A 23,074-nucleotide genomic window follows, 5' to 3' on the forward strand; every position below is an offset into this window, starting at 1 on the left:
CATGCACGGCCCCTTGCCCCAAGACACTTCCACCACCGACACCTCGGCACTTTCGCCGCGTGCCGTAGGCCTCGCCACGCTGGCGCTTTCCGTTGGCAGCTTCGGCATCGGCACCGGCGAATTCGCGATCATGGGTTTGCTGCCTCAGGTTTCTGGCGACCTGAACGTGTCCGCGCCCGACGTGGGCCACCTGATCAGCGCCTACGCCATGGGCGTGGTGGTGGGTGCGCCGCTGATTACCGTGCTGGCTGCCCGGGCTTCGCGCCGCATCTTGCTGTTTGCGCTGATGGCGGTGTTCGTGCTGGGCAATCTCGCCAGTGCGTTGGCACCTGGCTACCTGTCGCTGACTTTTTTCCGCTTCCTGACCGGGCTGCCGCATGGTGCCTATTTCGGCATTGCCGCGCTGGTGGCGGCATCGATGGTAGGACCGAAGAAACGTGGGCAGGCCATCGGCCACGTCATGTTGGGGCTGACGGTGGCCGCGCTGATCGGCAACCCCGTGGCAACCTGGCTGGGTCAGTGGCTGGGCTGGCGCTCGGCCTTTGCCACGGTGGCCATCATCGGGGCTGCCACCATCGGCATGCTGGCGGTTTATCTGCCTCGGCAAATCGGCCTGGAAACCAGCAACGCCGCCCGTGAACTGAGCGGGTTCGCGCGTGGCCAGGTGTGGCTGACGCTGGCCACCGGCGCCATCGGCTTCGGGGGCCTGTTCGCCGTGTTCAGTTATGTAGCGCCTACCGTCACGGAAGTGACCGGTCTGTCGTCGTCTGCCGTGCCAGTTGCACTGGCCGCCATCGGCGTCGGCATGATCCTGGGCAACCTCGCGGGCGGCTGGCTGGCCGACCGGGCGCTGATGCCCGGCATTGCGGCCATTCTGGTATGGAGCGCACTGGTGCTGGCCGCCTTCCCGTTCACCGCCCATCATGCCTGGCTGGCGATGATCAACCTGGTGTTGATCGGCACCACCGTGGGCCTGGGTCCGGCCTTGCAAATCCGCTTGATGGACGTGGCGGCTGATGCACAGACGCTTGCCGCCGCCATGAACCACTCGGCATTCAACCTGGCCAACGCGCTGGGTGCGTGGCTGGGTGGTGTGGTGATCACCGCAAACTATGGCTGGACGTCCACCGCGTGGGTGGGTGCAGTCTTGGCCGTGGGTGGGCTGCTGGTCTTCGGGGTAAGCGCCATGCTGCATGCAGGCGGCCGAGCGTCGAACCGCGTGGCAGCCTGATTAAGGTAGCGGGGCTGATGGGTATCGGCCCTTGCCTACTGTGATTTGCTCGATGTGTCTGATCGAAAAAAGCCTGCTGCGCATAGAAGCGAGAGCGTAAAACGCACAGGCAGGCGCAGGGAAAACCGATCACCGGTAGACGCCTGGGGATCAGTGCCAAGATCAGACGGAGCACATCATGGTCGCACGCAGCAAAGCGCGCACGCACATACGGGTGGGCATTGGCGGATGGACGTTTGCGCCGTGGCGCGACAACTTCTACCCCGCTGATTTAGCCCAGTCGCGCGAGTTGGAATACGCCAGCACGCAGGTAACCGCCATCGAAATCAACGGCACCTACTACGGCACGCAAAAGCCCAGCACCTTCGCACGCTGGCGTGACGAAACACCCGAGGATTTTGTGTTCTCAGTAAAAGCATCGCGTTACGCCACCAACCGCAAGGTGTTGGGCGATGCGGGTGAATCGATTGCAAAGTTCATCGGCAGCGGGCTGGCAGAGCTTGGCCCCAAACTTGGGCCGATTCTGTGGGAACTGGCTCCCACCAAGGTCTTCGACCCTGACGACCTACGCGCCTTCTTTGCGCTGCTGCCCGACAAAGTAGACGGCCTGCCGCTGCGCCACGTGCTGGAAGTACGCCACGAGAGTTTCATGTGTGCGGACTATGTGGCGCTGGCCCGCAAGTACCGGGTTGCCACCGTATTCACCGACTCGCCCAAATTCCCATCGTTTGCCGACGTGACCGGCGACTTTGTGTATGCCCGCCTGATGGACGCGAAGTCGAGATTGAAGGCAGGTTATGCGCCCAAGGCGCTGGACGCCTGGGCAGACACGGCACGCAGCTGGGCGCAGGGAAACTTGCCCGATGCGTTGACCTACGCAGCCCAGCCAGGCAAGACTACCAAGCCGCGCGACGTTTTTGTGTTCTTCATCAACGGCGCAAAGGAACGCGCGCCGGCCGCAGCGATGGCCTTGCTGACTCGGCTGGCGAAGGGTTGATGCCACAAACTGGATGATGCTGCCCCACGTATCAGGGCGGGTTTCCCGAGGGGCTTCGGCCCCAGTATCTGCGCAAGACGCTTGGTGCACCTTGGTGCGTCCAACGGCATATCGGCGTCGGCGCAGCCAAGGTGTCCTCCTAATCAACGTGCGATCAACGCCTCATGCAGCAGATCCACGCCTTGCATGAAATCGGCAACTTCCATGGCTTCATGCACATTGTGCGATCCATGCTCGTTGCGCACGAACACCATCGCAGACGGCACGCCGGCGTTGGCAAACACGGCGGCGTCGTGGCCCGCACCGCTGGGCAGGCGTTCGATAGGCGCACCCAAGGTCTGCCCGGCAGTTTCGATACGCGCGATCCAATCCGGGTCCATTGCGGCCGGTTCTGAGCGAATCAAGCCATCGAACTCAAACCGCACGCCCCGGCTCTTTTCCACTGCCCGGCATTCTTCCTGCATCAACTGATAAAAGCGCTCCAGCGTATCCACACTCTGGCTGCGCACTTCAAAGCTGAATTCCACCTCGCCCGGTATCACCGACACCGCGTGTGACCGGGCCGGCGTGCTGCACATGCCGGTGGTCATTACCAGGTCCATGCCCATCTGCAACAGCACACGCCAGTGTTCGTCCAGGCGCGACAGCAAGTCGGCCACGGCCAGCATGGCGTCCTTGCGCAACCAACGCGGCACGGCACCCGAGTGCCCCGTCTCGCCCAGGCAGCGCACCCGGTTGTGGCGGATGTTGCCGCGAATGCCGGTCACCACGGTCGCCGGCCAGCCACGCGCCACCATCACCGGCCCTTGTTCGATATGCAGTTCCAGGTAAGCCGCAATATCGGACGGAGCCAGCAGCGCTTCGCCACGTGCCAGCGCATCCACGTCTACGCCACTGCGCTGCATGGCTTCACCCAAGGTGCCCTGCCCGCTGCGATGACGCAGCGCCAGCGCACTGGCCGGCAGCTTGCCCAGCAGTGCCAGCGAACCGATATACGCCTTGCCGAACCAGGCGCTTTCTTCGGCGCGCAAAGCCAGCACGCGCAGCGGTGGGGCCTGTGTCGGATCGTCGCGCAGGCGGTCCAGCACCAGCATGCCGGCCAACACACCCGCCAAGCCGTCGAAGTTGCCGCCTTGCGGCACCGAATCCATATGCGAGCCGATCACCACCGGGGGCTCGGTGCGATGATCCAGCGGCAGGCGCAACCACAGGTTCTGGAAACGATCCCGCTCGGCCGCGAATCCCAGTTCGGCGGCGTACTGCTCGATCGCCTGGATGGCGTTTTCTTCGCCAGCACCATAGGTCTCGCGGGTGATGCCTTCGCCATCGCGTGTCAGCGCACCGATTTCGTCCAGCATCCGATTCACCAGTGCGGTCTGGTGCGAATAGGTGCCCGTTGCTGTGGGCAATGTAGCCACGTCGTCCTTCAACCCAACATCAGACACCATCATGCCCCCACCCCGCCATGCTCGATCGACCACTGCACCGGGTCGGCACTGAAGGCCGCCAAGGTCTGAATCTGCTCATCGCTCAGACCACCCGCCTCGATCAAGGCCGCATGCAGCTCGGCCCAATGCGCCAGCGAATGCAGGCCCAACTTGTGTTCGGCCAAGAGCGCACGCGCCCCCGGATAGATCGCATAATCGACGAACACCAGACAGTCATGCATCTGTGCCCCCGTGGCACGCAGCGCAGCCGTGGCCGCCACTTTCGAGCGCGCATCGGTCGTCACGTCATCCACATACAGCAGCTTTGCATCGGGCGGCAGCAGGCCTTCCAGCCGGGCCGCGTTGCCCCAGCCAAGCGGGCGCTTGCGCAAATACAGCATCGGCAAGTTCAGGCGCTCGGCCAACCAGGCCGCGAACGCAATGCCCGAACTCTCGGCACCCACCACGGCATTGATGCCCTGGCTGCGCACATGATCGGCCAACGCCGCGGTGGCCACATCCAGCACCACGCGACGGGCGGCGACATCGGACATCAGCAAGCGCGTGTCGATATACACCGGGCTGGCCCAGCCCGAGGTATAGATGAACGGCTGGCCACTGGAAATGCGCACGGCACCCAGGCGGACCAGTGTGCTGGCCACTTGTTCAGACGGAGAGGCAGACAAAGTCATTGGACTGGCCCGGAATCAGGATTGAAGACTTATAGTAGGCATGCCGAAAAGTGAATAGAAGTGCTCATCCGGCCCGCGAGCCGTTCCATTTGGAGATGGCTTCAGGTAAGGTGGATGCGCTTCATTTCTGTTGAAACCGATCGTCCAAGGCTTGGCTGACTGCCGTATTTCCAGGTGACGCAAACGCCCGTCGCCATTTCCGACTTACCGCCGCCATGAACTCGCCCTCATCCCGAAGCTTCCTGCGACAGCTCGACCTGGGCACGCTTGACCTGTTTCTGCTGATCATCGAAACCGGCAGCATTGCGCGCGCCGCCGAAAGCGGGCAACTGGTCGCATCCGCCGTCAGCAAACGCATTGCCGAACTGGAACACCTGGTCGGCCTGCCCTTGTTCGAACGCCACGCACGCGGCGTACACCCCACGGCCGCAGGCGAACGACTGGCCCGCCACGCCCGTACCCTGCTCAACGACGCGGACCGCCTGCGCCAGGACATCGCCAGCTTCTCTGGCGGCATCCACGGCAACGTGCGCGTATGCGCCAGCGCTTCGGCCGTTGAACAATTCCTGCCCGCCGACCTGGCCATCTTTGCTAACTCCAACCCCGACATTCGCATCGAACTGCGCCAAGGCAGCAGCCGGGTGGTAGCCAACGCCGTGTTGAATCGCAAGGCTGAACTGGGCATCTGCGGCCACTGCGAAGACGTTGCCCCGCTGCAATCGCGCCCTTATCGCATGGAGCGCCTGGTACTCGTCATGCCGCACGGCCACGCATTGGCCGACCGCGACACCCTGGACTTTGCCGAAGCGCTGGACTACGAACAGGTGGGCTTACGCGGCAGCAGCACCGTACAAGCCACGCTGAACCAGGTGGCCCGCAGCGCAAACCGTGTACTGCGACAGCGGCTGGAAGTCGACAGTCTGTCGGCCATGTGCCGGATGATCGAATGCGGCATCGGCATTGGCGTGATGCCCCTTGGCGCATTCCAGGCCATGGGCGAACAACGCCTGCACGCAGCAAGCCTGACCGACCCGTGGGCCGTGCGTGAACTGAATCTGCACGCGATTGATTTCGATGAACTGTCGGCAGCGGCGACGTGTTTTGTGGAGTGTCTGGCCGCAGATGTGGTGTGAACCAGGTTGACGAGAAAAAACAAAGCGGAAGACGTTGAAGCAGCCTCTGCACAACCGAAAGTTGCTGCTTGCCGGCTCCGTTTATTTCATCCTTCGAATGCCGAACGCACAGCCTCCACGACACGTTCAGCCCGAGCGGAATCATCCAGCTGTGGATACGCCTTCTTCAGCTTGCCGGACACCTGCCAGCCATTTTCTTTAAGCGAGCGGATCACGCGATTCGCGTCTTGGTCTGGCATTTCCAGCACATCCTTGAGTTGCGTCTGGGCACGCTGGAACATGACCAGCACCTGGGCCTCATCAGCCATCTCTTTGCGAACCGTGTGCGCAACCACTTGCGCCGTGTACAGGACGTGTTCGGTCAGGTCGGGATAACGCCAGGCAAACAGTGCATCCTTGTAGTCATCGAAAATCAAATTGCTCGACGTGCCATCCTCGTAGTGAACAAGATCACCAAATCGATAAGACGCTGCGTAGCGTTGCATCAATGGACGCGAAAACGCCTCTAGCGTACGGTCATAGCGCACCCGGAAATCCACTGAACTGGTTATGGTGGCTGACACTGGCAAAATCACGCCATCCGGCAGCGCTCGATCACGGATCAGCGTGTCATTGACCAGGAAGCGATGGATACGACCATTGCCGTCCCGCATCGGGTGGATATAAACAAAAGCAAAGGCAATTACAGCAGCGCGAGCCAGCGGCTCGGCACCCCGGGTTGCCGCCTCGAATGCACTCAGGCCTTCAAGCAATTGTGGCAACGTCTCGAAATTCGGGCCCACATAGTGAACGATGTCCTCACGCATGGTCGACTGACCGACGAAAACTGGAGAGCGTCGAAGCCCAAGCCCAACGGCATCATGACCCAGAATGCCCGCTTGCAAAGTGTGCAAACTATTGCTGCTCAGTGGATCTTCGATATGGCCACAGTGCTTGGCAATCACGTAGGCAAAACGCTGAACCCTGTCTGTCTTATCGGCTTCTTTCTCGATCAAAAAGCTAGCTCGCGATTCCTTAAACGTCAGCCAACTGGCCGTACGCATCAAGATATCGGCACCAAAGGCTTGGTGCAGTGCTCCCAATGCGGCATCAAGGTCGAATAGCAGTGCTTCCTGGACAATTTCGGTCCGGCGGACAAGCGGGCAAAAGGCCGCCGTGCCGGGTAGATTGTCGTTGATGCGCCAGCGCCGATTACGCACAAACTCAGTGCGGGTCAGATAGCACTGAGATGAAATAGCATCCACGTAGCCGCCATTGCTGACATCCGGCACATCCAGAAGCTCGCCAGTCAACCACTCGTACAGGAAACCCGTGCGACGAGCGTATTGACCGAAAGGTGCTTCGCGGCACCACGCTTCAATGGGTCCCGGACCGGTTGCAGCAAACAGGCGAGCGAAAAACTCGATGTGAATTTCTTCGTATTTGAGCCCGAACTCGAAATGCCCGGCGAAATCATCTGTCGGTTGATAGCTTGGGGGATATTTATTTGCTGTATGCCCATTGCTCTCGCGGCTTACCCGCGTCTTTCCAATCTCCGATTCGACACGCAGGGCTTGCACCAGCGCAATGCCGTAGCGATCAACAAGTGCCGTGAACCCTAGTTTCATCGCTGAATCCGCTAAGAAAAGACAAAAAACGATAACCCCAAGACCATTTTATGCAAAAACGCTAACCGAACAGACTAAAGACTTTTTGATGCGCTGCCCTGGCCTCAACAAGCCCGCGCACGTCCCTATCTCGACGGTGGTCAACTTTGCCGATAAGGTGAACGACCCACGCTGCACGCCAATCGCCCCCGAGGCTTCCCATGACAGACCCGCTCGCCCAGCACGCACCGTCCGCCCCACAGACCGTCGTGGCGGTGCGACCCAAGCGGGCGTTCTACGTGTTCTGTGGCCTTACCTTTCTGTCCTTCCTGACGACCTCGACCCTGTCTTATCTGTCGGTCATGCTGTCGTCGGTCGGCATGCAGCCCGAAGACATCGGCGTAGTGTTGGGATCACCCTTGATACCCGTGGTGGCGGGCGTGCTGTTCGCTGGCAAATTCATTCAGCGATATGGCGCGCTGCGTATTGCGATTGCAGGCCAGGTGCTCACATTGGTGTCGTTCCTGGGCATGGGCCTTGTGCTGGCCGACCCAACGGGCGCGACCATCGCGCGTTTCCTGCTTGGTCTGGGCTTCGGCCTGGTGTTCCCGGCCGCGCTGATCTATGCGCGCGGTCTGCTCAGCGGGCCGAACACGGTTTATTGGTTCGGCATCTTCACCAGCATGGTGCCCTTGCCGAACTTCATCGGCCCGCCGCTGGCCGAGTGGTATTTCATGCACTACGGCAGCAAGTGGTTCTTTGTCGTGTTCGCACTGCCCCTGCTCGCCAGCCTGGTGATGATGCGGTTTGTGAAGCGAGACGTGCCGGCTCCCAATACTGGCACGGCGGGTACGGGATATCTGCGTCTGCTGACGATGAAGTCTTTGTGGCTCCCCCATGCCGCCATCGTCATGGTCGGGCTGATGTGGGGCTTCATGCTGTCCTTCATGGCCCTGCTGTTGAAAGGTCAGGCCATCCCAGTGGCGTTCTTCTTCACCAGCGCCACGCTGGCCATGCTGCTGTCACGCTTCACCTTGATGCGATGGCTGGGGCGCATGCCGGCACGGTGGGTGGTCGCGGGTGGCTTGGTGTCGATGAGCGCAGGCTATCTTGCGCTGTCGATGTTGAGCTTGGATAGGTCCATCGTGGCCTTGGCCGGTGTCGTTTTTGGCGTCGGCTACAGCACCGCGTTTCCGGTGCTCAGCCTGTGGGTGGCAGACCAGTTTCCGTTGGCAGAACGCGGACAACCCATGGCCTTGTTCACCGCGGTTTTCCAGACGGCGATCTTCGGGGTGCCCTACCTGGTCGCAAGCATGTCGGCGGCTGGCATGAGCTTGTCACAGACGCTGCTTCCTTTGTCCGCACTCGCACTGAGTTTTGCGTTGCTGATTGTCCTGCTTTCGCCCAAGCGTTCATGATCCTGACCAGCCCTATTGTTGCCATGTCGCTTGAGCAAGCGCACGCCCAACAACTTACCCGGCAGACCACCACCTACCACAGCCTGGTGCCCGGCAATCACACATTGCCAGGCTATGCCCTGAGCAAGGCCAAGCCTCGCCAAGCCCGCCACAGTCCGAACGGCACCAGCAATACGCCGAGCCATCGCTGCCACTGCGGATCGAAGTGGAACATCGACCAGACGCCCAGCGCCGCAAGCGCAATGCCACCCACGATGTTCACCACGCTGCCAGTCAACCATTGAAGTTTCAGCAGGTGTCCGATCAGATCCAGGATTCGATCGGCGATTGCCAGCTTGAAGTAGTCGGTGACCACGTACAGCCCAAGCAGCAGCAAGGGAGCCACCGCAATGCCGATCAGCAGAAATAGCAGCAGGTCTGGCAGCAGGTCGATCAGCGTATCCATGAGGTCCCGATGGCTTGGCACGCCCTTGAATGCGGACGTGTGTTCACCATTCTAGTGGGGTGCACGCCCGTGGCTTGGCGGCACCGCCCGCTGGACTGGTATTGACCCGAGTTCCAGGCGCACCAGCCCCGTCGCATACTGGCCCGGCAGCCGTCGCCCCCATGTTTCGACGGCGAACCAGGAGTCTTACGTGTCTGCCCCCAGCACCAACGCTACCAGCACCACCCGCATGTCCCGCTTCCCCATGCCCGACATTGCCGATCTGCCCGAAGACCTGCGCACGCGCATTCTGGCCGTGCAGGAGAAATCCGGTTTTGTGCCCACGGTATTCCTTGCCCTGGCGCACCGCCCGGACGAGTTCCGTGCATTCTTCGCCTATCACGACGCCTTGATGGACAAGGACGGCGGGTTGACGAAGGGCGAGCGCGAGATGATCGTGGTGGCGACCAGCAATGCCAATGAGTGCCAATACTGCGTGATCGCGCACGGCGCTATTTTGCGCATTCGCGAGAAGAACCCGATGATTGCCGATCAGGTGGCGATCAACTATCGCAAGGCCGACATCACCGCTCGCCAGCGAGCGATGCTGGACTATGCGATGAAGGTGTCGCAGCGCGCGGCTGAAGTCAGCGAGGCTGATTTCGATGTACTGAAGTCGCACGGGTTCACCGAAGACGACATCTGGGATATCGGCGCGATCACGGCCTTCTTTGGCATGTCGAATCGACTGGCGAACATGGCCAGCATGAAGCCGAACCCGGAGTTCTATCTGATGGGGCGGGTGCCGAAGGCGGCGATCTGAGGGTTGGGCTTCTAGGCATCACGATTTGAAATCGCCGCACTTTCTCTCGACGACCAGCGACAGTCAGACGAAGTGAAGGTCAAGCGCAAGGCCATGATCGCCAATACACAAGGGGCACCAGTCGTGCCCCTTGTCACGTGCCCGATGAAAAACTACTTCATCGCCACCGGCAGTTCATCCACCGACGCCAGCGGCAGATTCCCACCCAGCGCCTGATACAGCGTGGCCTGGGTCGTCAGTTGCTGCAAGCGATTCGCAGCAAACGACAGTTCCGCGCTACGCCTGCGCTCCTGCGCATCCAGCCAGGGCTGCAAGGCCACACCGCCGCTGCGATAACGCACTTCGTACAGACGTTCTGCGTTGCGCTGGGCGTCCAGCGTGATCGCCAGATGCTCAGCGCGCTCTGCGTATTGTCGACGTGCCGACAGGCTGTTTTCCACCTCGGAAAACGCGGTGTACAGCGTCTGCCGGAAGTTGATCACTGCTTGCTGATACTGCGCTTCGGTCAACTGCGTGTTCAGTTTCATCTCCTGATACCGAATGAAAGGCAGCGACAGGCCCGCACCAATCGCCAGCACCGGATTGCGCAGCACTTCCAGCAAGGCGCTGCTCGACGTACCTAGCGATCCGGTCAGGGTCAGGCTTGGATAGTAGGCAGCACGGCTGGCATCACCGAAGGCCAGGGTTTCGCGCAGGCGCATTTCTGCTGCACGCAGGTCGGGACGACGGGCCAGCATGTCGGCCGGCAGGCCGGTGGCAATCGGGGGCAGTTCGTCCAGCGGCAATGACTGCGGTTCAGCATCTAACCAAGCCTTCAGGCTGTCTTCGCCGGGGGGTGCATCGAACAGAATGGCCAGCGCGTTACGTGATTCAGTGCGCTGCTGAACCAGCAAGGTGCGCGATGCCAATTGGCTGGCTACCGATGCTTCGGCTTCACGCAATTCCAATTGCGCCGAGGCACCTGCCTGGTACTGCGCCTGCACCAAGGCCAAGGTGCGGCGTGCGTAGTCCAGGCTGGCGTCGGTGCTGGCCAATTCGCCGTTCTGATACGCGATCTGCCAGTACAGCCCTGCCACGGTGCCCGCCAGCGCCTGGGCGGCAGACTGGCGGTCTTGTTCGGTTGCGTTGGCTTCCCAGGTTTGCGCGTCGCGTGTGTTGCCCAACCGGTTCCACATGTCGACTTCGTAGCTCAGCGAGACGCTGGCCCCGCTGCTGCGCCGGCTGGTGCCGGTGTTGAGCGGCGTCGACACACTGTTGCTGATACTCGAAGACGCCTGGGGCCACAGTCTGTTGGCAGCCAGACCGGCGTTCAGGCGGGCCTCGCGTACCCTCCATGCGGCAGCGGCCAGGTTGTTGTTGCGGGCCAGGGCGGATTCGACCAAGCGCGTCAATGCCGGGTCATTGAAGGCGCGCCACCAGGTGTCGATGGCGGGTGTCGCAACCGCAGATGCCGCATCACGTTGCGCCCAATCGGTAGGCGTCGAGACGGCCGGACGGGTGTAGTCGGTGGTGGTCGCGCACCCTTGCAATACCAGCAAGGCCGCCAACGCCAGACCCGACATCCACATGCGAGGGGTGGGTGCACGCCGCGCTGAGGCACGCGCGTTCAGCCCAGCAGCCCACCCATGCGGCGCGCCCGACAACGCGCCCTGGCCAGCGGTCGCGAACCCACCCGCCATGCCGTGCGATTCAATCCCGTTCAGACTATTCATATTCATACTCATCTCAATCCCGCGCCAAGGCATCGACCGGGTCCAGACGTGCCGCCGAACGCGCGGGCAGGAATCCGAACACCACGCCGATCAGCGTTGCGCACAAGAAGGCATACAGCATCGAGGCTGATGAAAACGCCATGGTGAAGTTGCTGCTGAAGCGCGCGAACGCCGCGCCAAAGCCAAGCGCCGTAGCAATCCCCAGCACACCGCCGATCAGGCAGACCAGCACCGCTTCGATCAGGAACTGTTGCTGGATGTCCGCCTGCCGCGCGCCGACCGCCATGCGCACGCCAATCTCGCGGGTACGTTCCGTCACGCTGACCAGCATGATGTTCATCACGCCGATGCCACCCACCAGCAGCGAGATCACGGCAATCGACGAGATCAGCAGCGTCATGGTCTGCGTGGTGCTTTCAATGGTCTGGCGAATGCTGTCAGTGTTCAGCACATAGAAGTCGACCCGCCCGTGACGGGCTTCCAGCAACTGGCTGATGCCCTGCTCGGCCGCTTCCATCGACGCATCGTCGTCCACCCGCACGGTGATGCTGCGCAAGTGACCTTGCCCGATCAAACGGCGCATGGCGGTCGTGTACGGCACAAAGACGTTCAGCGCTTCGCTGTTGCCAAAGGCACTGTCTTTCTTGGCCGTGACGCCGATCACCTGCACCGGCAAAGACCCCAGCAAGATCACCTGGCCCACGGGGTTTGCGATGTCGGGAAACAGGGTCTTGCGGGTGTTGTCGTCGATGACTGCCACCTGGCCCAGACGACGCACGGCGTCATCATCGAAGGCGGCCCCGTTTGCCAGCTCCAGCCCCTTTACGCGGAAGTACTGTTCCCCTACCCCGTTGACCGTAGCCGATGCCTCGATGCTGCGGTAGCGCGCCGTCACTGAACTGCTGACGTTGGGCGTCACGCTGTCCACATAACCTTGTTCGGCCAATGCATCGGCATCACCCGGCACCAGGGTGCGTATGCGCGCAGACCGCGTGTCTCCGAAGCCGGTGCCGGAGAACACCTCAATGGTATTGGTGCCGATGGAGCTGATGTTGGCCAGCACCTTCTGGCGCGATCCTTCGCCCAGTGCCACCACCGACACCACGGATGCAATACCGATGATGATGCCGAGCATGGTCAGGAAGGTGCGCAACCGGTGCGCATTCATGGCCAGCAAAGCCATGCGGAAGGCTTCTGTCAGGCGGTCGAAGAATGCGCCGACCCCGCCTGAACGAGCTTCCGCCAAGGGCTTGGCGGCAGGTGCGATATCGGCGGCACCGCTATCGGAAATCACCTCGCCGTCGCGCATCTCGATGATGCGCTGCGCATGGCGGGCCACCGACATATCGTGGGTCACGATGATGACGGTGTGGCCATCGGCATGCAGCTCTTCGAGGATCTTCATCACCTCAGCACCGGAATGCGTGTCCAGCGCCCCGGTGGGCTCGTCGGCCAAGATCACGCTGCCGCCGTTCATCAATGCGCGCGCAATCGATACCCGTTGCTGCTGGCCGCCTGACAGCTTGCCGGGCGGGTGTTCCAGCCGATCCGACAGGCCCAATCGGCCCAGCAGCGCCTGCGCACGTTCATGACGCGCGCCACGCGCAACGCCGGCATACACCGCAGGCACTTCCACATTGCCTTGCGCCGTCAGGTCCGACAGCAGGTGATAACGCTGGAAGATGAAGCCAAAATGTTCGCGACGCAGCGCGGCGAGTTCATCGGCATCCAGCTCGCGGACCTCACGACCGGCCACCCGATAACTGCCGCGAGACGGCCTATCCAGGCAGCCCAGCAGGTTCATCAGCGTGGACTTGCCCGAGCCTGATTGGCCGACAATCGCCACCATCTCGCCCGCTCGGATCGTGATGTCGATCTCTTTCAGCGCAGCAATCGTGGATTCGCCTGCGGGAAACTCGCGCCAGACACCTTGCAGCGACAGCAAGGGCGCGCTGTCCCTGGTCTGTGATGCAGCCATCAGAACATCCTCGGCGGGCCGCCGCGTCCCATGCCCGGCATGCGACCCGGGCCGCCTGCGGCACCTGCGCCTGCTGCGTCGCCCAACACCACGCGTTCGCCCTCTGCAATGCCTTCCAGCACCTGCACCATCACGTTGTTGTTGATGCCAACCTTGATGCGGCGTGGCGTGGCCGTGCCGTCGGCACCGATCACCCGCACCGTGTAGCCATCGCGGCCACGACGACCGAGTGCGCCAACCGGAATCAGCACCGTCTGCTTGGCTTCCGCACGCACGATATTGACCATCGCGGTCATCGAGATGCGCAGTTGCCGATCGGGATTGGGCACATCGAACAAGCCGTTGTAATAGATGGCGGTCGTGCTGCTGCTGGACGAAGTGCTGGAACTGCTGGTGGACGTGTCGCTGGCCGTGATGCTGTCGGTGGCCGGTTCAATGGTTCGCAGTTGGCCGGTATAGCGCTTGTCCGGCTCACCCAGAATGGTGAAAGACACGCGCTGCCCCACTTTTACGCGGGTAACGTCGGCTTCCGAGATATAGGCCTTCACCGTCATGGTGTCGAGCTGCGCCACCTTGATGATGGTGGGCGTCGACTGGTTGGCATTTACCGTCGTGCCTTCTTCGGTGACGATGGCCACGACCTGCCCGTCGATCGGCGAGGTGATCTGCGTGTAACCCAGGTTCAGCCTGGCGGTGTCCACCGTGATGCGCGCCTGCGCAACCTGCGCGTCCAGCGCGTCGATGTTGGCCTTGCTGGTATTGAATGCGGCTTCTGCGCTTTCCAGGTCGGCTTGCGGGCTGGCGTCAGCGCGACGGGTTTCCTGCTGGCGTTTCAAGGTCAGCTGGTTCTGCTGCAAGGTGGCTTGCGCGGCGCGGCGTTGTGCCTGCACATTGGCAAGTGCAGCCTCGGCATTTTTCAGCGCATTTTGCTGGGTCAGGGATTCGATCTCGGCAACCAGCTGGCCCGCCTTGACCTCGTCACCCAGCGCCACCTTCAAGGACTTGACCCGCCCGGAAGCCTGCGCACCCACGCTGACCTGCCGAAGCGCACGCAGCGTGCCGTTGGCCAGCACGGAATCTTCGATGTTGCCGGTCGTGGCGACGGCAGAAACGAAGGTGGGCGCAGGCGCGGCTTTGAGCATCGGCCACGCGAAGTAGGCACCGACCCCTGCCGCCACCAACACTGCGGCCATCAACAAACGAGAATGTGTCTTTTTCATGCTGCGCATTCTGACGGGAAAATGTGCAGCAAAGGTGAAGCGCCCGGACAATTTTCGGGTGCTCTAAAGGCAGATGCAGGCGAGCGTTTCGAGCGATCGGGCAGATAAAGAACGATCAACCAGACTCAGGAGAATGAGCTTGAAACCACTCGCCCCGCCAGCGCAGGCCTCAATACATCTTGTACGGCAGGAACTTGCCCGACAGCACCACATTCACCCGGTCACCCTTGGGGTCGGCCTGACGGTCGATGTCCATCGAGAAATCGATGGCGCTCATGATGCCGTCGCCGAATTCTTCGTGAATCAACTCCTTGATCGTGGTGCCGTAGACGCTGACGATTTCGTACCAGCGATAGATCAGCGGGTCGGTCGGCACGGGCGTCGGCAGCGAGCCCTTGTAGGGCACGATCTGCAACCAGGCGATGGCTTCGTCGTTCAGGTCGAATATGCCGCCCACTACGTCGGCCTGGGCCTTGGTCATCTGCATCTGGCCGAGGCAGGCGGCGGTTGTCCATGCCTTGCTCTGGCCTACTTGCGTGGCCACATCGGCCCATTTGATGCCCTTGCGGACTTTGGCCGACACAATCTGGCGGGTGACTTCACTGCGGTCGTAGATGGCGGACATGGCGATACTCCGGATGGAATCGGGTCTTGGAAATGAATGTGGACGTGAAGTGCTGGTGTTCGAAACGCAGGGGTTTGAAGCCGGCTGTTGCACACAGGCTTGGCAGAAAATTCAGGCGGGGAGCAAGCCCGGTGTGACCACTTGGGGCGCACCAAGCGCCCTGCCCTCGGCTTGGATCGTCTTTGAACGATTGACCAGGAAATCGACCAGGTGATTGCGGATCGGGTAGTACTGCGGGTCGTGGTGAACTGTGCTGCGGGTGCGGTCGCGGGGCATGGTGTTCTGCACGATCTCGGCAATGCGCGCCTGCGGGCCGTTGCTCATCAGCAGGATCTTGTCAGCCAGCAAAATGGCCTCGTCAACATCGTGCGTAATCATGAACACGGTCTGGTGCGTGGCCTGCACGATGCGCAGCAGTTCGTCCTGGATGGTGCCGCGTGTCAGCGCATCCAACGCGCCGAAAGGCTCGTCCAGCAAGAGCATTTTCGGTTCGATGGAAAAGGCGCGTGCAATGCCCACGCGTTGTTTCATGCCGCCAGACAAGGCGGCTGGTTTCTTGTCGATGGCGTGGGTCAAGCCCACCATGTCGACGTTGCGCACGACTTGTTCGTCAATCTGTTTGGCGTTCCATTCGGGCCAGCGCGATGCGACGGCAAAAGCGATGTTGCGACGGACTGTCAGCCAGGGCATCAACGCATGGCTTTGGAACACTACCCCGCGTTGCAGGCTTGGCCCGCTGACTTCCTGGCCGTCCATGATGACGGTGCCCGAGCTGGCCTGTTCCAGCCCGGCCAGCACGTTCAAGATGGTGGTCTTGCCACAGCCGGAATGACCAACGATGCAAACGAATTCGCCGCGCGCGATGCTGAAATCGACGGACTCGAATACAGGCGGTGCGCCGTGTACGTAGGACTTGGACAGGCCACGGACATCGAGGAAAGGTGTCTGTGTCATTGATGCCACCTGTTGTGATTCAAGCTGCCGTTATTCCGTCTGCCTTCATTCCACCAGCTGTTATTCCACATACGTCACCCGCTTCTGCAGCAGCACAAACAACCGATCCAACAACATGCCCACCACCCCGATCGTCAGGATCGCGAACAGCACGTTGGTCAGCGACAGGTTGTTCCACTCGTTCCACACGAAGTAGCCAATGCCCGTGCCGCCCACCAGCATCTCGGCGGCCACGATCACCAGCCACGCAATGCCCATGGAAATGCGCATACCCGTCACGATGGTGGGTGCGGCTGCCGGCAGAATCACTTGCAGCGCCCGGCGCAACGGCCGAACTTCCAAGGTGCGCGCCACGTTCAGCCATTCCCGGCGCACATTGGCCACGCCGAACGCGGTGTTCAGCAACATCGGCCACACCGAGCAGATGAAGATCACAAAGATCCCCGAGATCGACGAATCCTTGATGGTGTAGAGCGCAAGCGGCATCCACGCGAGCGGCGATATCGGTTTCAGCACCTGAATGAAGGGGTCGAGCGCCCGGTGCAGCATGGGTGACATGCCAATCACGAAGCCCAGCGGCAAGGCCACCAGCACGGCCAGCAAAAAGCCCAGCCCCACGCGCCCGAGCGAGTGCGCAACCTGGATGCCGATGCCCTTGTCATTCGGGCCGTTGTCGTAGAAGGGCGAAGAAAGCTGCGCAACAATGGTCTGGCCCAATTGAACCGGCGTGGGGAAGCCACTGGTCTTGGCTTCCTTCTCCGGGTCCTTGCCCAGCATCTTCTGGTATTCGATTTCCTCGGCCGTCATCTTCACGGCACTGCCGGCCCCCCCTTTCACCGGCAGCGTCGCCAGGTGCCAGCTGCCGATCAGCACAACCAGCAGCAGCACAGACACCAATGCGGCGCGAACGCGTTCAGACACTTGCTTCATGCGATGGCCCTCGCGGCTGAGGTGAAAGGGATGACCAAGGCAGCAGTCAAGGCGGCAGTCAATTCAGCAACGCTCACGTCGTCTTCCGAATCGCGAAGCTATTCACATACGCATCCGGGCTGGCCGGGTCGAACTCCTTGTTCATGATCTTGAACTTCGGATACGCGCCGCCTGCGGGGGCCTCCATGCCAAGCTCCTTCATCTTGGCGCGGGCGTCGGTCAGCAGGAACACCTGTTCGGCCAGCTGCTTGTATTGCACGTCGCCCTTCACATAACCCCAGCGTTTCATCTGGGTCATGATCCACACCGCCATCGACTGCCATGGCACCGGGTTGAAGTCGATGCGCTGGGGCACCGTCTGAATTTTGCCCAGGCCGTCTGCATAGCGGCCAGTCAGCACCTGGGTCACCACCGCTTCCGGCTGGTTCAGATAGGCCTGCGGGGAAATCACTTTGGCAATCAGGCCGCGATTCTCGGGTTTTTCCGCCATCGCAGCCGCCGTCAACACGGAACGGAACAAGGCGGCAAAGGTATTCGGATGCTGCTTGATGAAGGCTTCCGACGTGGCAAAGGTGCAGCACGGGTGCCCTTCCCACAGATCACGCGTCAGCAGGTGGATGAAGCCCACTTCGTCGTAGACCGCGCGCTGGTTGAAGGGATCGGGGGCCAAGTACCCGTCGATGTTGCCGGCACGCAGGTTGGCCACCATTTCAGCCGGCGGCACCACGCGGATCTGAATGTCGCGATCGGGGTCCAGGCCGTGTTCTGCCACGTAGTAGCGCAGCAGGAAGTTGTGCATCGAAAACTCGAAAGGCACGGCAAACTTGAAGCCCTTCCAGTTCTTCGGATCGCGGTTTTCCTTGTGTTTCATGGCCAAGGTGATGGCCTGACCATTGACGTTCTGGATGGTGGCCACGCGCATCGGTTCGGCGGTGGACCCGGCACCCATCGAAATGGCCAAAGGCATGGGCGACAACATCTGCGTGGCGTCGTATTCGCGATTCAGCATCTTGTCGCGGATCAACGCCCAGCCAGCGGTCTTGACCACATCGACGTTCAGGCCATTCTTGCGATAGAAACCCAACGGGTGCGCCATGATCAGCGGCGTGGCGCAGGTGATCGGAATGAAGCCGATCTTCAGGTCTTTCTTTTCCAGCGCGGCGGGTTCCTGCGCCATGGCTTGCATCGCGCCAATCGGCAGCACGGCTTGAATCGCGGAAATCGCGGTGCCTGCACCCACGGCCTGCAGGAATTTGCGGCGTACGCTGTCCTGCGGAAACAGCGCCTTGACCATCGCGGCCTCGACGTAGCGGGTCAAATAAGCCTGGTCATCATCGGCGCGCGCTTTCAGGGTGGCAATGGCACCGTCGCGATCATGCTCGCTGGCACTGGCATGGCGACCGCAGGCGCACCCGGACAATAGCGGGCGATAGGCGTCGTAAGGATCGTGGGCGGCAGGCATGCGAGTCTCCAGGGCAGGTCCGGACAGAACCGGGGGGCAAGGACCATGCTACGGAGTCGTGACGCGATGCAACATCGCGATTCCCGCCATAAACGTGTAGGGCTGGCACTACATTTGGGGGGGCCTACATCTCCACCAGTTGATGCCTGACCGCGTACATGGCGATGCCTACGTCGTTCTGCGCCCCGGTCTTGTCCAGAATCCGGCTGCGATACGTGCTGACCGTGTTCGGGCTCAGCGCAAGCTGCCCGGCGATGTCACCAACGCTGTGACCCGCGGCAATCAGCTCGAAAACCTGATATTCACGGCGCGACAAAGCTTCGTGCGGCGCGTTGGCAGATGGCTGCGCCAAGGCCATCGCCAGCATTTCGGCCTGCCCGGGCGCAACAAAAATGCCCCCGGTCGCCACCTTGCGAATCGCGCTGGTCAACAGGTCTGCCCCTGCACGTTTATTCAGGTAGCCGGCCGCCCCCAGGCGAAACGATCGACCGGCGTATTGCTTGTCGGGATAGGTGGACAGCATCAGCACGGGCTGGCGCGCGGCCTCGCGCTTGATCTGCACCAGCACGTCCAGCCCGTCGCGCTGCGGCATGGCGATATCCAGCAAGACCACATCAAAGCGATGTTCGCGCACCGCGCGCAGGGCATCTGCACCGTTGTCGCACTCGGCTGTCACCACGATGTCTTCCGTATCGGCCAGGATTTGCCGCAAGCCCTGGCGCACGATCAGATGGTCATCACACATCAATACGTTGATCACCTGCGGGCTCCTTCAGAAATCGAACAAAAAAATCGGCCGTTCGTGCCGCCGCACGCACACAGCCAGATGAATATGAGACACTCGTCTCGTTATGTGGCTGGAGTCCAGGGCACCGTCAGCACGACCCGTGTGCCGGCACCGGGTGCACTGGAAATCTCCACATCGCCACCGAAATGTCGTGCTCTTTCCCGCATGCCCCGCACGCCATAGGCGCGTGGCGCTGCGAAAGCGGTGCCCGCTGCGCCCACGCCGTCGTCACTGACGACAATGCGCAGCCCTTGCGCACTCCCTTTCACTTCGACACCGACACATTGGGCACGAGCATGACGGGCGATGTTGCTGAGCACCTCCTGAAAAATCCGAAACACCGCCGTTGCGCAGGCATCGTTGTCGTCAATGCTGGTTCCCGGCTCAAGCGACAAGTGCCAGTCGCAGGCCAGGTCCGTCGCGCCGGCGAATTCCTGAAACTGCCACTCCAGTGCCGCCAGCAGGCCTTGGTGATCCAGCAGGCTGGGACGCAGATCGGTGATGATGCGACCGACCTCATCGACCGCACCGTCGATCAAGCCCCCCATGGATCGGCATTTGTGCTGCAGCGGCTCGGTCGTTACCCGGCGCGCCATCCAATCGACGTCAAGCTTCAAGGCGACCAGCAGGCTGCCCAGTTCGTCGTGGATTTCGCGGGCGATGCGCGTGCGTTCGTCTTCGCGCACGGCGTGGGCATGCGCCGACAGTTCACGCAGCTGCGCCAGGGCCTCGGTCAGTTCGCGGGTGCGATCGGCCACTCGACGTTCCAGATCGGCATTGGTTTCGCGCAGCAGCGCTTCGGCGCGTTTGCGGTCCGAAATATCGACAAACGTGACCACCGCACCGCAGACCGCGCCGTCTTCCACGATCGGATAGGACGAATATTCAGCGGGAAAACTGGACCCATCGACCCGCCACAGCACTTCGGAATCGATGCGACACGCCTGCCCCTGCCAGAACGCGCGGAAGATCGGGCAATCGTCAATGCAGTAGTGACTGCCATCGGCATGGGTGTGGTGCATCAGCGCATGCATGTTGCAACCCAGCATGGCTTCAGGTTCTCGTCCCAGCAGCCGACCAGCCGCGCGATTGGCAAAGATGCAGCGCCCTTCCAGGTCGATGCCGCACATGCCGTCACCGGTGGATTCCAGCAGCAGCGACAGTTTGTCGCGCCAGGGTGCAGACCGGGCGAGGGAAAGATCAGAGGCGAGCATGGCAGGCAAGTCGATGGGCACGGCTATTCCGTGCAAGTCGCGTGCCATATGTCGGATCGTGCGAACCCGAGGCCAATTCACGCAAATTCGGCGCTAAATCACGTGAATGCGTGCCCCAATCAAACAAACTTGGATGCGAGCCACCCAAATATGGATCATTCGCTGCCTATAGCGCCCCGTTTGCGGCATTGGACGCCCCAGCGCAGTGCGAAATCAGGTGCGTGGACCATTTTGCGTAATGCTCGCCTGCAATATTCATTGCAAAATAATCTCGAAACGAGGCGTATTTTGTCGGATTCCGTCAGATTACTCAGGGGCGGATTGTGCGAAGCTTGACCCGGGGGGCAATCCCCCAGACTCCCATTTCTGCAAGGACAGTGCGCATGACATCCAACGTCTACGCCGAAGCCACACCATGTTTCGCGGAACGGGCAAGCCACCTGACTGCGAAAGACGATGCGGCGGCCGAGCAATGCTTTCATGAAGCCCTGCGGTTGGCCCCCGGCCTGCCGGAGCCCTATGTGAACCTTGGCATCCTGCACGAACGCAGGCAAGACTGGGAAAGTGCAGAACGCTATTACCGTCAGGCAATCGACGTAGATGCCAGCTGCGCCGCCGCGCATTTGAATCTGGGTAATCTGCTTGTCCATACCGGACGCACGGCAGACGCTGAAGTTTCATATTTTGAAGCTTTGCAATGCGACCCCACGGAGCCTCGCGCCTGGTCAAATCTGGGCACGCTGTTGAGTGAAGACCGGCGCAACGAGCAAGCCACCCGCGACGCCGAGGCCGAGGCCTGCTATCGCCAGGCGCTGAGCCTGTCTCCCACTTACGCCACCGCCCGGTTCCATTTGGCGTGCCTGCTGCTGCGCCAGGGCCGTTTCCAGGAAGGCTGGCAGGCTTTCGAGTCACGCCATCAGCCCGACAGCCAGTGGCGCACCCTGCCCTTGCCTGAATGGCGCGGCGAGACGCTGACGGGCAAACGTGTGCTGGTCTGCTGTGAAGATGGCTATGGCGACATGATCCAGTTCTGTCGTTATCTACCGTGGTTGAAAGCGCGCGGTGCGGCCAGGGTCACGCTGATCTGCCAGCCTCCGCTGGTACGTTTGCTGCGTACGCTGGAAGGCGTGGACGAGGTGTTCAGCCCCGGCAACATGCCCTCGACCAAGCGTTTTGATGTCTGGACGCTGCCGATGAGTTTGCCGGGTCTGTTTGAAACTGGTTTGGAGTCGATTCCCGATGTGGTGCCGTATTTGCAGCCGGTGACATCGCTGCACGATGAAGCGCCCGAGGTGAATGAGCGCCGGATGCGGGTGGGTTTGGTCTGGCAGGGTGATCCACGGCATTCCAATGATGCGCAGCGTTCTTTGCGACATTTACGGATGTTGTCGCGACTGGGTGATTTGCCGGATATTGAGTTTGTGAGTTTGCAACATGGCAAGGCGAGCCGTGAGATTCACGATTTGCCGTCTTCATTTACGGTGAATGAGGAACTTCCGCCGAATGCAGACTTTGCTGATATTGCGGCGTTGATTGACGATCTGGATTTGGTGATTGCGGTGGATACGGCGGTGGCGCATTTGGCTGGGGCTTTGGCGGTTCCTTGCTTTTTGTTGTTGCCGGCGCATCAAACGGACTGGCGCTGGATGAAGCGCCGTGCCGATACGCCGTGGTATCCCACAACGCGTTTGTTCCGTCAGCCGCCGTTTGCGAGTTGGGCTCCGGTGGTGGATGCGGTATTTATTGCTTTGCGGGATTTGCAGGCTGCGAGGGAGGCGGCGGCTGAGGTTGTTACTCAGTAAATGGAGTTAATGAGCCGGTTGCTGTTTGCTTGTGACGGATTATTTGTTCTTTTGCCAGTCGCGGGTGGTGGGGCCGGCTCGTCTGCCCCGCTTGACCTTGGCGTCGGGTCTCCGCCCTCCACCTCGTCCAGAAGGGCAGCCAATCCGGCCCCACCACCCACGCCTTCAAAGACGTTTGGTTAAAAGCAAATCCCGCCTTTGGGCGTGTGCCGTTTTTCTGGCTGCCGGGTGCTGGAATCGGTTCTCGGCATTCGTTGGCTACCATCCTTTAGCTGCTATGCGGCTGGCCTTGGGGATTGGCTGGCCAGGTCGCCACGAAGCGGTTTCTCCGGCTCTCGATTCGGTGGGTTCTTCAGCTGCCTTTTACGGCAGCGCCACTCAACGAAGTTGCGCGTCTGCTTGAGGGTGGGGTGACACCGAAGCGGGTGGCCGCCGCGTTACGGCATGCGGAAAGCTGCCGCGACGATCGTGGTGCTGGCGGCTGGTTTGATACAGGCGCTCAACGGACGTGTGAGGGCTTTTGGAAACGCCTGGCGGCATCAGCGTTAGTACTGCTCACACCGTTCGTCACCACGCCGAACGTTCAATGCACAGCCTTCAAAGCACCAACCGTCAACGCCCCGCCTTTTCGTCGCATTACCTGATGCGCGGCCACCCGC

19 protein-coding genes are annotated in these 23,074 nt (G+C 61.3%); 6 read left to right on the plus strand and 13 right to left on the minus strand.

Annotated elements, in window-relative coordinates; all coding sequences use genetic code 11:
- The first annotated feature begins 1 nt into the window (after position 1).
- A complete protein-coding gene (locus FXN63_RS17490) occupies positions 2-1,231 on the plus strand; it encodes an MFS transporter (protein ID WP_148816479.1) in 1,230 nt (409 codons plus the stop codon).
- Positions 1,232-1,409: 178 nt separating this feature from the next.
- The gene (locus tag FXN63_RS17495) at positions 1,410-2,228 is read left to right on the plus strand and encodes a DUF72 domain-containing protein (RefSeq protein WP_148816480.1); all 819 of its coding nucleotides are present in this window, start codon (positions 1,410-1,412) and stop codon (positions 2,226-2,228) included.
- Between the two features lie 143 nt (positions 2,229-2,371).
- Here FXN63_RS17495 and FXN63_RS17500 read toward each other — a convergent pair whose 3' ends face one another.
- Positions 2,372-3,679 (minus strand): hydantoinase/carbamoylase family amidase, encoded by a 1,308-nt coding sequence (locus tag FXN63_RS17500; protein ID WP_425468623.1) that lies wholly within the window; start codon positions 3,677-3,679, stop codon positions 2,372-2,374.
- Complete coding sequence (locus FXN63_RS17505) at positions 3,676-4,347, minus strand: orotate phosphoribosyltransferase (protein ID WP_148816481.1); 672 nt, start codon at positions 4,345-4,347, stop codon at positions 3,676-3,678. Before FXN63_RS17505 ends, FXN63_RS17500 begins: the two co-directional genes overlap by 4 nt.
- A 215-nt stretch (positions 4,348-4,562) precedes the next feature.
- Between FXN63_RS17505 and FXN63_RS17510 the strand changes: the two genes are divergently transcribed.
- Positions 4,563-5,480, plus strand: a complete 918-nt coding sequence (locus FXN63_RS17510; RefSeq protein ID WP_148816482.1) for a LysR family transcriptional regulator — start codon at positions 4,563-4,565, stop codon at positions 5,478-5,480.
- Positions 5,481-5,566: 86 nt separating this feature from the next.
- Here the strand turns inward: FXN63_RS17510 and FXN63_RS17515 are convergent, their stop codons facing one another.
- On the minus strand, positions 5,567-7,087 hold the full coding sequence (locus FXN63_RS17515) for a Fic family protein (protein ID WP_148816483.1): 1,521 nt from the start codon (positions 7,085-7,087) through the stop codon (positions 5,567-5,569).
- A 200-nt stretch (positions 7,088-7,287) separates the two neighbouring features.
- Between FXN63_RS17515 and FXN63_RS17520 the strand changes: the two genes are divergently transcribed.
- Positions 7,288-8,484, plus strand: coding sequence for an MFS transporter (locus FXN63_RS17520; RefSeq protein WP_148816484.1), 1,197 nt, complete (start codon positions 7,288-7,290; stop codon positions 8,482-8,484).
- Between the two features lie 112 nt (positions 8,485-8,596).
- Here the strand turns inward: FXN63_RS17520 and FXN63_RS17525 are convergent, their stop codons facing one another.
- Positions 8,597-8,929 carry a DUF4175 domain-containing protein gene (locus FXN63_RS17525; RefSeq protein ID WP_148816485.1) on the minus strand — a complete coding sequence of 111 codons (333 nt, stop codon included), beginning with the start codon at positions 8,927-8,929 and terminating at the stop codon, positions 8,597-8,599.
- A gap of 229 nt (positions 8,930-9,158) precedes the next feature.
- Here FXN63_RS17525 and FXN63_RS17530 point away from each other — a divergent pair, with 229 nt between their 5' ends.
- Complete coding sequence (locus tag FXN63_RS17530; RefSeq protein ID WP_148819500.1) at positions 9,159-9,731, plus strand: peroxidase-related enzyme; 573 nt, start codon at positions 9,159-9,161, stop codon at positions 9,729-9,731.
- A 152-nt stretch (positions 9,732-9,883) separates the two neighbouring features.
- Here the strand turns inward: FXN63_RS17530 and FXN63_RS17535 are convergent, their stop codons facing one another.
- The 9 genes from FXN63_RS17535 to FXN63_RS17575 form a co-directional block, all read right to left on the minus strand.
- A complete protein-coding gene (locus tag FXN63_RS17535) occupies positions 9,884-11,443 on the minus strand; it encodes an efflux transporter outer membrane subunit (protein ID WP_246164872.1) in 1,560 nt (519 codons plus the stop codon).
- Between the two features lie 13 nt (positions 11,444-11,456).
- Positions 11,457-13,421, minus strand: coding sequence for a MacB family efflux pump subunit (locus FXN63_RS17540; protein WP_148816486.1), 1,965 nt, complete (start codon positions 13,419-13,421; stop codon positions 11,457-11,459).
- Positions 13,421-14,641, minus strand: coding sequence for an efflux RND transporter periplasmic adaptor subunit (locus FXN63_RS17545; RefSeq protein WP_148816487.1), 1,221 nt, complete (start codon positions 14,639-14,641; stop codon positions 13,421-13,423). Before FXN63_RS17545 ends, FXN63_RS17540 begins: the two co-directional genes overlap by 1 nt.
- A gap of 169 nt (positions 14,642-14,810) precedes the next feature.
- Positions 14,811-15,266, minus strand: a complete 456-nt coding sequence (cynS, locus tag FXN63_RS17550) for a cyanase (protein ID WP_148816488.1) — start codon at positions 15,264-15,266, stop codon at positions 14,811-14,813.
- A 111-nt stretch (positions 15,267-15,377) separates the two neighbouring features.
- On the minus strand, positions 15,378-16,220 hold the full coding sequence (locus FXN63_RS17555; protein ID WP_148816489.1) for an ABC transporter ATP-binding protein: 843 nt from the start codon (positions 16,218-16,220) through the stop codon (positions 15,378-15,380).
- A gap of 60 nt (positions 16,221-16,280) precedes the next feature.
- The gene (gene ntrB / locus FXN63_RS17560; RefSeq protein ID WP_148816490.1) at positions 16,281-17,150 is read right to left on the minus strand and encodes a nitrate ABC transporter permease; all 870 of its coding nucleotides are present in this window, start codon (positions 17,148-17,150) and stop codon (positions 16,281-16,283) included.
- Positions 17,151-17,223: 73 nt separating this feature from the next.
- Entirely contained in the window at positions 17,224-18,612 is a 1,389-nt protein-coding gene (locus tag FXN63_RS17565) for a CmpA/NrtA family ABC transporter substrate-binding protein (protein ID WP_148816491.1), read from the minus strand.
- A 124-nt stretch (positions 18,613-18,736) separates the two neighbouring features.
- The gene (locus tag FXN63_RS17570) at positions 18,737-19,372 is read right to left on the minus strand and encodes a response regulator (protein ID WP_148816492.1); all 636 of its coding nucleotides are present in this window, start codon (positions 19,370-19,372) and stop codon (positions 18,737-18,739) included.
- 89 nt (positions 19,373-19,461) lie between these two features.
- The gene (locus FXN63_RS17575; protein WP_246164873.1) at positions 19,462-20,661 is read right to left on the minus strand and encodes a PAS domain-containing sensor histidine kinase; all 1,200 of its coding nucleotides are present in this window, start codon (positions 20,659-20,661) and stop codon (positions 19,462-19,464) included.
- Positions 20,662-20,996: 335 nt separating this feature from the next.
- On the opposite strand from FXN63_RS17575, the gene FXN63_RS17580 reads away from it, so the two are divergent.
- Complete coding sequence (locus tag FXN63_RS17580; protein ID WP_148816493.1) at positions 20,997-22,415, plus strand: tetratricopeptide repeat protein; 1,419 nt, start codon at positions 20,997-20,999, stop codon at positions 22,413-22,415.
- Positions 22,416-23,074: the final 659 nt, after the last annotated feature.

The organism is Pigmentiphaga aceris (assembly GCF_008119665.1).
In the GTDB taxonomy this organism is placed as follows: Bacteria; Pseudomonadota; Gammaproteobacteria; order Burkholderiales; family Burkholderiaceae_B; genus Pigmentiphaga; species Pigmentiphaga aceris.